Source organism: Methanohalobium sp. (genome assembly GCF_018609725.1).
In the GTDB taxonomy this organism is placed as follows: domain Archaea; phylum Halobacteriota; class Methanosarcinia; order Methanosarcinales; family Methanosarcinaceae; genus Methanohalobium.
Genome location: NZ_JAHENT010000022.1, coordinates 35,084 through 47,255, shown reverse-complemented (window position 1 = coordinate 47,255; position 12,172 = coordinate 35,084). Strand labels below are relative to the sequence as shown.

At 38.4% G+C, this 12,172-nt stretch carries 9 protein-coding genes; 5 read left to right on the top strand and 4 right to left on the bottom strand.

The window, feature by feature from the left end:
- Nucleotides 1-174: 174 nt before the first annotated feature.
- Complete coding sequence (locus QZ276_RS01220; RefSeq protein ID WP_292484544.1) at nt 175-1,470, top strand: methanogenesis marker 16 metalloprotein; 1,296 nt, start codon at nt 175-177, stop codon at nt 1,468-1,470.
- Nucleotides 1,471-1,474: 4 nt separating this feature from the next.
- Here QZ276_RS01220 and comE read toward each other — a convergent pair whose 3' ends face one another.
- The 3 genes from comE to QZ276_RS01205 form a co-directional block, all read right to left on the bottom strand.
- Nucleotides 1,475-2,638 (bottom strand): sulfopyruvate decarboxylase subunit beta, encoded by a 1,164-nt coding sequence (gene comE / locus QZ276_RS01215; protein ID WP_342765692.1) that lies wholly within the window; start codon nt 2,636-2,638, stop codon nt 1,475-1,477.
- Nucleotides 2,639-2,641: 3 nt separating this feature from the next.
- Nucleotides 2,642-3,895: a cysteate synthase gene (locus QZ276_RS01210; protein WP_292484541.1), complete on the bottom strand. Its 1,254-nt coding sequence runs from the start codon at nt 3,893-3,895 to the stop codon at nt 2,642-2,644.
- Nucleotides 3,896-3,984: 89 nt separating this feature from the next.
- Nucleotides 3,985-4,440 carry a hypothetical protein gene (locus tag QZ276_RS01205; RefSeq protein WP_292484539.1) on the bottom strand — a complete coding sequence of 152 codons (456 nt, stop codon included), beginning with the start codon at nt 4,438-4,440 and terminating at the stop codon, nt 3,985-3,987.
- Nucleotides 4,441-4,721: 281 nt separating this feature from the next.
- Between QZ276_RS01205 and lonB the strand changes: the two genes are divergently transcribed.
- Genes lonB through QZ276_RS01185 form a run of 4 tightly spaced genes read left to right on the top strand, consistent with a single transcriptional unit; the run spans nt 4,722 to nt 10,365 of the window.
- Nucleotides 4,722-6,671: an ATP-dependent protease LonB gene (gene lonB, locus QZ276_RS01200; protein WP_292484537.1), complete on the top strand. Its 1,950-nt coding sequence runs from the start codon at nt 4,722-4,724 to the stop codon at nt 6,669-6,671.
- On the top strand, nt 6,664-7,995 hold the full coding sequence (locus tag QZ276_RS01195; RefSeq protein WP_292484535.1) for a TldD/PmbA family protein: 1,332 nt from the start codon (nt 6,664-6,666) through the stop codon (nt 7,993-7,995). The genes lonB and QZ276_RS01195 overlap by 8 nt, the downstream gene beginning before the upstream one ends.
- A 13-nt stretch (nt 7,996-8,008) precedes the next feature.
- On the top strand, nt 8,009-9,319 hold the full coding sequence (locus tag QZ276_RS01190; RefSeq protein WP_292484533.1) for a TldD/PmbA family protein: 1,311 nt from the start codon (nt 8,009-8,011) through the stop codon (nt 9,317-9,319).
- 8 nt (nt 9,320-9,327) lie between these two features.
- Entirely contained in the window at nt 9,328-10,365 is a 1,038-nt protein-coding gene (locus QZ276_RS01185) for a radical SAM protein (protein ID WP_292484531.1), read from the top strand.
- Nucleotides 10,366-10,409: 44 nt separating this feature from the next.
- Here QZ276_RS01185 and QZ276_RS01180 read toward each other — a convergent pair whose 3' ends face one another.
- Entirely contained in the window at nt 10,410-12,119 is a 1,710-nt protein-coding gene (locus QZ276_RS01180) for an ATP-dependent DNA ligase (protein ID WP_292484529.1), read from the bottom strand.
- Between the last annotated feature and the right edge of the window lie 53 nt (nt 12,120-12,172).

Here is a 12,172-nt window from a genome sequence, read left to right as displayed (position 1 = left end):
AATTAAAAATATCAAAATATTTTATTATTATATATTTGTAACCATGATGAAACAATCCAAAATTTAAGTCATTCGTTAACAACCAAACACTTTAATACTTGCTTCACAAGTGTGAAACCATAATTGATATTATATAAAACTCACAACACATAATAATATATCCGGTTGAAAAATATGTCAGAAAAAGAAAAAACTTACCAGGAAATACAGAGAAAAATCGATGATGGAAAAGCCGTTGTATTAACTGCTGATGAAATATGTAATCGTGTCCGCTCAGGTGAAAACATCAATTTTGAAGATGTTGATGTTGTCACCACCGCAACCAGAGGTATAATGAGCGGAACATACGCCGTTTTTTCATTTAAAGTTGCTGAACCGAATTCATTCATCAAAGCATCACGCGTTTGGTTGAATAATGTACCTGCACAGGTAGGTCCGTGTCCCAATGAAAGGCTGGGTGTGCTGGATTTGATTGTACATGGAACTGCCCACAGTAAAACCAACCCTGATTACGGAGGAGGACATCTTTTCAGAGAAATTGTAGAAGGTAAACCTATAAATGTAGAAATTGAAACAATTGATGGTCACTGGTTCAGCACCCATACCAACATAAAAGATATGCAGCACGCCAAATTGTTCGGAACCAGGCATGCATTTAGGAATTATCTAGCTTTTGTCAATCCTGTAAACGAGTCAGTCCCATCCATATTCCACGCCGCTGAATTTGGAGGAAAATTAAGTGAAGCTACTTTCTGTGGTTGTGGGGAACTAAACCCAATAGAAAACGATCCAGATTTGCAGACTATAGGAATTGGAACAAGGGTTATGATAAATGGGAATTATGGATACGTTTCCGGGCTTGGTACCCGCAGTAGTCCAGGAAAACCAAATCTTAGCGGCTTTTCAGATATGCATGAGATGGTTCCTGAATATATGGGAGGATTTGTTACATCTGCAGGTCCTGAAATAATAAATACATGGGCTGTACCTATACCTGTTATAAATCAGAATATTCTGGACAATATAATAAAAATCAACAGCGATATTGAACTTAAAGTTGTTGATGTTAGCGGACGTCTACCATTATGCAAAACGAATTATGCAGATGTATGGAGCAATGTTGATGATGAGGTCACCTATCAACCAAGTGAATGCATTGATTGTAAGGTCTGTGAAGTTGAACGAACCTGTCCTACGGGTGCAGTAACTCATAAAAGAGGCGAATCAGCAGTTCACAATCCAAAATTGTGTTTTAATTGTGGACTGTGTACCACAAACTGTGCAGGAAATGCTTTCAATGCTACACTTGGCAATATCGATTACTGCACTGCTGAAACTGAAAAAAAAGTTCCTGTTGTTGTCCGCCAGTCAGACCGGTTGCGTGCATTAAAAGCTGCAGATGAGCTTAAAACAAAAATCATATCTGGAAAATTCAAAATTTCAGAACCAGTTGAATTTATAAACTTATAATTTTTTATTTTAACGCTTCTATAAACCTATCAGTAACTTCTACTGGACTTAGTGGTACATTTTCGCATGATACATTTCCAGATTTCAAAATCACATGTATAAACGCCAGTTCACCTGAATTTTTGGCTTTTAAAAATGCACCCTCAAGCTCATCTTTTGTATGTACTTTGATAGTATTAGTAAACCCTGATGCACGTGCAAACAGTTCAAGGTCAAGGAATTTTGCAGTTAAAGTTTCCTGTGAACCGGTAGAACCATAAGTTCCGTTATCAAGAGCTACAACTATTAGGTTTGATGGTTTCGCACGAGCTATTTCAATTAATGCATTTGGATTCATGAGGATGCTCCCATCCCCATCAAGAACTACCACATCTCTTTCCGATTTTAACGCAATGCCCATACCTATTGATGATGCAAGACCCAGTGAACCAAGCATATAATAATTGAGGTCTCTGTCATTAACAGAATACAGCTCTTTGCAGGGCACTCCGATATTAGCTACCAGTGCTTCATCATCAAGCAATGGTGAAATAGCGGAAATAGCATCATATCGTATCATTTCGGGATTAGATATATTGGTTTTAAAAGTCATTTCATAGGAACGTTCTTTAAGGTTTTCCGAATCCTGTTCAGTCCATGCCAAGCATGTAGAGGGTTCCCATACTCTGGGTGACATCAGAATTATATGTGGGCGGCGGTTTTTAAATGAATCAGAAATAGCCCGGTCAACCAAATATAATTTTTCAGTCTCATCTATAATAGTATATTCGATTCCTGCCCCTTCCAGAATTGAAGGTAATGATTTGCCAAGCGGTTTTTGGGCTTCGATACCTTCTTTATAAACACCTCTCCAACTGGAAAGCACAGGGAGTGGTATGTCACAGGCAATATTGAGTGATTCCAGTGCATTAATCATATTCCCAAGACCACTACTCTGGATTGCCATCATGGGTTTTGCGCCCGCCATGTACAGTCCGGCACAAATGCCTACTCCGTTCTCTTCTCTTGTAAGTGGAATTTCTACAAAATTTTTGGATACAAGCGGCAATAAATTTTTTATTCGATCACATGGCAGAGTAGCCAGATAATCGATTCCATTATCCAGCATCATCTGGATAACAATATTTTCTGGGTCATCGGATTTGTTTGATGTAGACAAACATACCACCTTTTATTTATCAAGAACATCCTCCAGCGGTATTTCCGGATTCTTTGCACTGGCTACAGGCTCAATATTTGAAAGTGTATAATCCTCTTTTAGCCGTTCAACACCACCACCTGCTATATTAAGAAGTATTACATCATCCTTATCCACATTTTCAGCGTCTATTGATTTAATAAGCGACGCCACTGCAACTGCTGACGGCGGAAGTATATCTATACCTTCAAGAGACTCAAACAGTGCTTTTGCTTCTTTTGCTTCATTATTGGTAATTCCATACATCAGACCATCAGTATCTTCAAGTGCATCAAACACTCCTCCCTTTACAGAATATGGAGGTGCCCTGTTTGAAAGTACATCAGCAAAAATGTCACTGATACTTTTTTTGGGTTCCGGCATATCGATTTCCGGTATAATTTTACGCTGACATGCATTCCATGCATTAACCATTGGTGCAAACGGAAGATTCTGGCTTAGATGGAGTTTTGAAATGTGGTCACCAAACCGACCATCTTCACGCAGGCGAAGCGCTGCCTCCCATGCCGCTATTGCCCCTGTTCCACTTCCTATTGCCTGGAAATAATGGTCAGGAATCTGTTTGATAGTTACTGCTGCATCCAGCATGACAGTACCCATGCCATCACGTCTGGCTATATTTCTTGCTCCCCCCTCTGGCATTATTCCCGGAACTTTGGCTATCCTGTCTGCCAGATGGATTGCATCAGTGTAATCATTTCCTTCATCCATTTTTATCAAATGAATAGAATCAGATGGTTCTTCCGGAATCCACATCCGTGACATACCGTTTGGTGGTACTACTATATAGACATCGACACCATTCAAAGCCGATACATGTGCAAAAGCACGACCCGTATTGCCCGCTGATGCAAGTACAAGTGATGAATGGTCTGATTCAATCAAACGTTGTATTGTTGGGTGTGCTTCCAGTTCTTTGAAACTGCATGTTTTTATCAGTGCATTGCGTTCAGGCCAGTACCCACTAAAACTAATGTACAGATTGGATAATTCTAATTCATTTGCCAGTTCTTCACTTTTGTAGGTTATTGGTGCAGCTTCTGTCATTAACAGATCCTGTACTGGCAACCATTCGTTATATTTCCCAATTCCAGGTGCATTTTTTAAATCCAGTTCCTTTGATTGGTATTCAGCCTGAACAAAAGAATCGTCATCATCACATTTTAGTCTATAATCTCCAAGATAACTTCGTCCGCACTGTAAACATTTTAAGTTATAGTTTCCCATTGAAAAAACCAATATATTGTTTTATTTAAAAAGATATTCCAAGCTTTGGGAGTTATTCATTCTATTATAATTTTACGTTTTTAATAGATTTATTTTCCGGTATAGAAAGTATTCGGAGTGCTGTTTGTTTTTTCAAGGATTTTACTTGTACCTTCTGGATAGATAATAATTAACCTGTCAACATTGGTACCAAGATTACGGGAATCATGGAGATAATATTCACTACTTTGTCTTGAAACATTGCTCAACATCAAACTTGCGTGATTTTTTCCGATTTCAACAATCCTAAAATCTTCAAATTCACTGAACATATCATCAAATGTAGGTTCAAGGTTGCGGCTACCCAGGACAAAAACATACATCTGTGCAAATAAATCCAGTTCATAGTTTATTCTGGCTTGTGCATCATTATCATCAAATTCAATTACCATCTGTTCTATGTCAATATACTGATGTTTATTGTCAACGGGCTGGGCAAATGCTGGATATCCAAAAGTTGCACATGACAGAAGAATTATAAATATTGCCAGTATTATAGATTTCATAACCATCTTATTGAATGTATTACAGTTTAATATCTTTTTTTCAATACTATCTATTAAACCAGTTACCAAAAGCTTTATCAATATTATGTATAGTATATAGTATAAATAATTACCTAAAAACCAGTTTTATAGATTCAATATAAGGTAAGAATAATTTCCTTTTTAAGATAAAAAGTAAAAGACAAAGATTACATAAACCTGTGCATAAATAATATAAACGTAGCAGGTATAAAGTTAATCAGTCAATCATAATTTAACATTATCAACTATGTGAGTTAACCATGGATAACGAGAATGAAAATACTGCCAACGAAAATGCCGAAGTTTATGATGCTGATTTTGATACAACTGAATCCGTTAATGTACCAGAACAATTAATAGACCAGGTTATCGGGCAGAACCATGCTGTAGAGGTGGTGAAAAAAGCTGCTGAACAGCGACGCCATGTCATGATGATTGGTAGTCCCGGTACTGGTAAATCATTGCTTGCAAAAGCAATGGCTGAACTTCTGCCAAAAGAAGAATTAAAAGACGTAATGGTATATCCCAACACCGAAGACCCAAATAATCCTAAAGTACGGGAAGTACCTGCAGGGAAAGGAAGAGAAATTGTACAGGCTCATAAAATGGAAGCCCGTAAAAGAAGCCAGTCACGCAATATGCTGATGTTGCTTCTTATCTTTGGTATTGTCATGTATTCCTTCTATGTAGGACAACTACTGTGGGGTATCATTGCTGCTATCTTGATTCTGGTTTTGACTCGTCAGTTCATGCCAAAAGACGACCTAATGGTTCCAAAACTTATAATTTCAAACTATGAAAAGGAACATGCTCCATACATTGATGCAACAGGAACACATGCAGGTGCACTCCTTGGAGATGTAAGGCACGACCCCTTCCAGTCAGGAGGAATGGAAACACCCGCTCACGATAGGGTTGAAAGTGGAGATATTCATAAATCCCACAAAGGAGTATTGTTCATTGATGAAATCAATACACTAAATATCGAAACTCAGCAGAATATGCTTACTGCATTACAGGAGAAAGAATATCCGATTACCGGTCAATCCGAACGCAGTTCAGGAGCACTTGTAAAATCCGACCCTGTACCATGTGATTTCATAATGGTTGCTGCAGGTAACCTCGATGCTGTTGAAAATATGCATCCTGCACTAAGGTCACGTTTAAAAGGATATGGATATGAACTCTACATGCGTGACACAATGGAGGATACACCTGAGAACAGAAAAGACCTTGTGAGGTTTGTAGCACAAGAAGTCAAGCGTGATGGACATATTCCGCACTTCAATAAATCTGCTGTAGATGAAATCATTCGAGAATCCAGAAGGAGAGCAGGTCGAAAAGGACACCTTACTCTAAAACTCAGAGATCTTGGCGGTCTTATTAGAGTGGCAGGAGATATTGCAAAAGCCGAAGGTTCTGAATACGCAACTGAAGAACATGTAATATCTGCCAAAAGAATGGCTCGTTCCATTGAACAACAGGTAGCAGATAATTACCTTGAACAAAAGAAACAGTACCAGCTGTTTTCCAAAGAGGGCGAACAAGTCGGAAGAGTCAACGGACTTGCTGTCATGGGAGGTGACTCAGGAGTCGTACTTCCTATCATTGCAGAAGTTACACCTTCGCTCTCGAATTCAGAAGGACGTGTCATAGCCACCGGCATGCTCAAGGATATCGCCAAAGAAGCTGTACAGAACGTATCCGCAGTTATCAAAAACATCACCGGAAAAGATATTGCAAACAGAGATATACACATCCAATTTGTGGGTACTTACGAAGGTGTTGAAGGTGACAGTGCATCTATTTCAGTGGCAACCGCTGTAATATCTGCAATCGAACAGATACCTGTTAATCAGACAGTTGCAATGACAGGTTCACTCTCAGTAAGGGGAGATGTACTGCCTGTCGGAGGTGTTACCTACAAGATTGAAGCTGCTGCTCAGGCAGGAATACAAAAAATCATAATTCCAAAAGCCAATGAAGCTGATGTTCTTATCGAAGACCAGTATAAGGATCAGGTAGAAATAATCCCTGTATCAACAATTACTGAAGTTATTGAACACAGTCTGGTAGGAAATGAAAAGAAAAACATCGTTGACAAACTCAAAAAGGTAAGCAATGTAAAATGGAACTTTGACATGCCTGAAGTAGTTCCAGCATCTATTGAGAATATGAAAAAATCCGGGACAGGAAGTAAAAATGCTTGATGTGGATTTTTATGATGCAAGAGTGGTAGAAGGAACTACCACTTCAATTTTCCTTGATAACGGTAAAGTTGAAGACATTTCTGTTGATTTCTCAAGAGGTGCAGGTGTAAGAGCCCTCTGTGGCGGTTCTTGGGGTTTAACATCCGTCGACGGAAATTTTGATCTTGATAAAACCATTGATTCTGCTGCAAAACTTGCAAAGACAATGAACAATAAAACCCCGAAAGAAAAAATTAACCTAAAGTCTTCACCAGAGCCGGTGGTTAAAAACACACCAAATGTCAAAAAAAACCCAAGGGATATACCCATTGAAGAAAAAGTACAATTCCTTAAAGATATTGATGAAAGTGCAAATATAGAAGGTGTCAGTAATACTACTGCAATATATACCGAATCCATTGTTAAATACGAGTATACCAATTCTGAAGGTCTGGATTGTGAACATGAACTGACAAGAACTGGTTTTGCCGTCAGTGCTGTTGCATCTGGAAACGGAGAGTATCAGGTTGGAAGAGAGAGCAGATTTGATGTTAGTGGGTTTGAATTATTCGATGAAAATGATGCATTGGCGCTTGGTGAATCAGCAGGGCAAACTGCTGTTGACCTTCTCAGTGCAAAAAAACCAAAAGGCGGTAATATGCCAGTCATACTAAATCCTGAACTGGCAGGTGTATTTGTTCATGAAGCGGTAGGTCATGCTTCAGAGGCAGACCTTGTACTTGAAGGTAATTCTGTCTTTGAAAACCGTATTGGTGAACAAATTGCATCCTCACTCGTCGATGTTATAGATGACCCGACACTTCATAAATACGGATATTACCCCTTTGATGCTGAAGGAGTCCAATCTTCAAAAACAGAAATTATAAAAGATGGTGTACTCAATTCCTATCTTCACTCCAGAGAAACCGCCGCAAAACTCGGGGGAACACCCGGGAATAGTAGAGCACAGGGATATTCAGAACCGGTTGTCAGGATGAGTAATACCTATATCGACAACGGTGAATCGAAATTTGAAGAAATGCTTGAAGAGATAGGCGACGGCATATATCTTATCGGGTCCCGGGGCGGACAGGTCAACCCCGGTGAAGGTATATTCCAGTTCAACGCTGAAAAAGGATACCTTATTGAAAATGGTGAAATAAGTTCTTTACTTCGTGATGTTTCACTTTCTGGTAATACTCTTGAAATACTGAAAAACGTTACAATGGTTGGAAACGACCTCGAAATGAATTCTGGAAGATGCGGGAAGAAAGGACAATTGATGCCGGTAAGTGATGGTTCACCTCATATATTAGTTTCAAATGCACTGGTAGGAGGAGCCTAACATAAACAACCAAATGTATGAAATGGCAAATAAAGCTCTTAAACTTGCAGAAGATAAGGGTGCCGAAGAATCTGAAGTCTACGTTCTGGACAATCATTCAACATCTGCAGATGTTCGTAAAAATATAGTAGATAGTTCAAATGAGAATTATACAAAAGGTATCGGTATTCGCGCTATAATAAATGGTGCTGTTGGATTTGCAAGTACAAATTTGTATAATCGTCTTGAAGATACCGTTAATATAGCTATTTCATCTGCAAGAGTAAGAGAAAAAGACCCTGAATGGGTTTCATTGCCGTCAAACACACAATACCCCACAATCCGTAACACCTTCGATGATAAACTGGTGCAACTGGAACTTGAAGACTGTATTGACCTGACAACTCAGATGATTGAAGGTGTCACATCAACATCTGATGTTATGGCTACTTCAGGATCTTTTTCACGTTTTCACGATAAAAGACTGATAATGAACAGCAACGGCATTGAAACCGAAGAGGAAGGAACCGGGGTATCAGGATTTATAGATGTTATTACAACAACCGATGATAAAGCCACTGCATATGATTTCAAAATATCACGAAACCTTGATTTAGACTTTTATGAAATAGGTAAAAATGCAGCAGAGCTTGCTCAAAAATCTCGAAATGGTATCAATATCGAACCTCACAAAACAGATGTAATCTTGCACCCGTTCGCATTTGCAGATATTCTGGAAAATACTTTAGCATCTGCAATCGATGCCGATAATGTACATAAAGGTCGTTCAAGCCTTAAAGGAAAAATAAATGAAGAAATCGCTACACCTGACTTTTCTATTGTTGATGATGGCACCCTTGATGGAGGTATTGAGACCGCTCTGACAGATGATGAAGGTATGCCATCCCAGAAAAACACAGTTATTGACAAAGGTGTATTTAAATCATATCTCTATGATAGTTACCGTGCAGGTAAAGATAATGTAGAAAGTACTGGTAATGCCATAAGGCAATCCTATACAGGTACACCCAGTATAGGCCTAAGGAATTTTATTATAGATTATCCACAAAGTGATGTGATTTCTGAAACTGATGAAGGTGTATATATTAACACCGTAATCGGGGCACATACTGCCAATTCGATTTCAGGTGACTTTTCAGTTGAAGCCAGAAACGCGTTTACAATCAAAAATGGAGAACTTGATAAACCCATAAGTTCACTTATGATATCAGGCAACGTTTTTGATTTGTTGAAAAACATTACTGGTGCAGGATATGATATCCGCAGTGTTGGTGGGTTAGTAACTCCATCAATAAGAATTACTGATATGAATGTCATCGGATAAATTACAATATGGAAATTCCGAAATTTTTGAATCATTACTTCAAAGTAGAAAGTAACAATTTTCCAGCAGGTTTCAGGATAGCACAAAAAGTTCCAGTTGAATTTGATTCTGATACATCCATTGATAATTTATGGGCCATACATTCAAAGGCGATGGATAATTACTGGCAACTGTATAACAGAACAATACAGGACATCCAAAATTTTACAGATCGTCCATCGGTTCATCCATCACTTATGGACCTAAAATCCGAAATTGCAGACAGGATTATTGAAAAATGTACCTATTGCGGATGGAGATGCAGAGTAAACCGTAAAAACAAAGAACTTGGATACTGCCGAATTGGTTCTGTCTCAAGATGTGCATCCGAATTTTTACATCGGGGAGAAGAGCCAGAAATTGTGCCCTCTCATACTATCTTTTTTACAGGATGTGTGTTTTCCTGTGTATACTGTCAGAACTGGGATATCTCAACCAGACCCGAGAGTGGAATTAGAATCAAACCCCTCCACCTTGCAAAAATCATCGATGCAAGACACAGAGAAGGTTCAAAGAATGTAAATTTTGTAACTCCTACACCTCATCTTCATACTGTTTTAAAAACCATCAACAACATATCAGAAAATCTTCCTGTTATATGGAACTCCAACATGTATCATTCTGAAGAAGCCAGTGAATTGCTGGAAGGTATTATAGATGTGTTTCTTGCAGATTTTCGATACGGTAATAATAGATGTGCAAAGAAATATTCAAACATAAACAATTACACTGAAGTTGTTAAAAGAAACTTTAAAGAAGCGTATCAACATTCTGATATAATAATCCGACATCTTGTATTACCCGGACATCTTGAATGCTGTACAAAACCCGTAATTGAATGGACAGTTGAAAACATAACACATGTTAGATTCAATCTTATGTTCCAGTATACTCCCTTTTACAAGTCTTGTGAATATCCAGAGATTAACCGAAAACTTGGATTGGATGAACAAGAAAAAGCTATACAAATAGCCAAGAATTACGGAATAGAGGATTTACTGGTTTGATTTTAAACAATAGATATAAAATGAAAAACCAAATAGAAAATAATTCAGGAAGATTTATTATGGTTCCTGCTTCTTTGTTTCAGGTATATATTTTCTATACGTTCTATTGTGTCTGACTCTTCAGGTGATTTATCATCCCTAACATTTACAAGTCTTGGAAATCGGAGTGCATAACCTGATTCGTAATTGGTGCTTTTCTGGATTTCTTCAAATCCTATTTCAAAAACTATTTCAGGTTTAAACTCTATTTTTCGCCCTTTTTCACTAACTATCAAATCTGAGAAAAGACTGGTAAGTTCTTCCAGTTTTTCATCGGTAATACCTGTTGCCACTTTCCCAATAGGCAAATATTGACCCCTATCCCTGTCATAGCAAGCGATAGCATATGAACCGATAAGGTTGGCTCTTCTTCCATATCCCCATTCTCCTCCTATAACAACAAGGTCAAGTGTCTCCATCATGGGTTTTTTCTTTAGCCAGTTTTTCCCACGCTTACCGGGTGAATACGGCGATTCAGGGTTCTTAATCATGATACCTTCATGACCTGCTGATAGTGCATTATTGTATACCCTGTTAGCCTCTTCAACATCACTGGTTAGGACTTGTTTATCCACTTTAATTGATTTAGTATTTTCAACAATGTTTCCAAGTGTCTCTCTTCTATATTTAAGCGGAAGATCGATATAACTTTCACCATCAAGATAAATCAGGTCAAACATATTCAAAATAATAGGAATTTCTTTGGATGTAGACAACACGTCATATTTTCTTCTAAAACGCCTCAAAATATCCTGAAAAGCACGTGGACGTCCATCTTCGTCTATTGCCACAGCTTCACCATCAATAATTGCAGTATCAGCATTCAACTGGTTCTTGACAGATTCAACAATATCAGGAAGAGAATTGGTAACGTTTTCAAGTTTCCTTGAGAAGATATTTACCTCGTCCTTGTCCTTGTGTATCTGTACTCTTGCTCCATCGAATTTCCACTCGATTGCTGCATTACCCATCTCATTAAACGCAGTTTCAATGCTTGGCGTGACCTGTGCAAGCATCATCCTAACAGGACGGTTTACCTGTATATCAAGTTTTGAAACTTCCTCTTCACCTCCCTGATGAGCAGCTACTGCCACTGCACCCAGATCATTTGTCAGCATAAAACTGCGTTCCAGTTTTTCTACTGGGACATTGAAAGCCTTCGACATTGCATCACGAACTATACCCTCTCCAACTCCTATCCTTAACTCTTCGACTGCGAGTCTTGAAAGATACCTTGCTTCTTCAGGAGAAGATGCATTGAATAGATATTGAAGGTTTTTTACTTTCTGGTTCTGTGAACCTTTACCAGATACATTGGCTATACGTTTGAGCCGATCTGACACCTCAAGTATTGTAAGCTGAGGTATCGGTTCTTCAACAAAGGACGAAAAAGTAACCTGGTTACTGGACAATTTTGACAGTGCCCTTAATGCGGTTTCTCCTATATCACCTGTATCACGGACAATGTTTTCAATATCATCAACTGATAAACCAGATGCTTTGGAAAGTGCTGTATAGAGAAGACTTTCACCGATACCAAGTTCCTGAGAACTCCACGAAGGAAATATCTGACCCATTATAAAATGTGTCACCACAGGTAACTCATCCGTATCCACTTTAGCCAGTAAATCTGCTACCTGGTCTGTCATCTCAAGGGAACTGGTGATTTTTTCTATATTCTTGCAGGCATCTGCGAATTTTTTAAAACTTGTCATATTAATACTAAATTTTTTATGGATTTGGTGATATAAATTTATGGCTGATTAAT

Coding starts and splice junctions, on each gene's coding strand:
- QZ276_RS01190 (WP_292484533.1), top strand. CDS start 8,009: ATGTATGAAATGGCAAATAAAGCTCTTAAACTTGCAGAAGATAAGGGT.
- lonB (WP_292484537.1), top strand. CDS start 4,722: ATGGATAACGAGAATGAAAATACTGCCAACGAAAATGCCGAAGTTTAT.
- QZ276_RS01185 (WP_292484531.1), top strand. CDS start 9,328: ATGGAAATTCCGAAATTTTTGAATCATTACTTCAAAGTAGAAAGTAAC.
- QZ276_RS01205 (WP_292484539.1), bottom strand. CDS start 4,440: ATGAAATCTATAATACTGGCAATATTTATAATTCTTCTGTCATGTGCA.
- QZ276_RS01210 (WP_292484541.1), bottom strand. CDS start 3,895: ATGGGAAACTATAACTTAAAATGTTTACAGTGCGGACGAAGTTATCTT.
- QZ276_RS01180 (WP_292484529.1), bottom strand. CDS start 12,119: ATGACAAGTTTTAAAAAATTCGCAGATGCCTGCAAGAATATAGAAAAA.
- QZ276_RS01195 (WP_292484535.1), top strand. CDS start 6,664: ATGCTTGATGTGGATTTTTATGATGCAAGAGTGGTAGAAGGAACTACC.
- QZ276_RS01220 (WP_292484544.1), top strand. CDS start 175: ATGTCAGAAAAAGAAAAAACTTACCAGGAAATACAGAGAAAAATCGAT.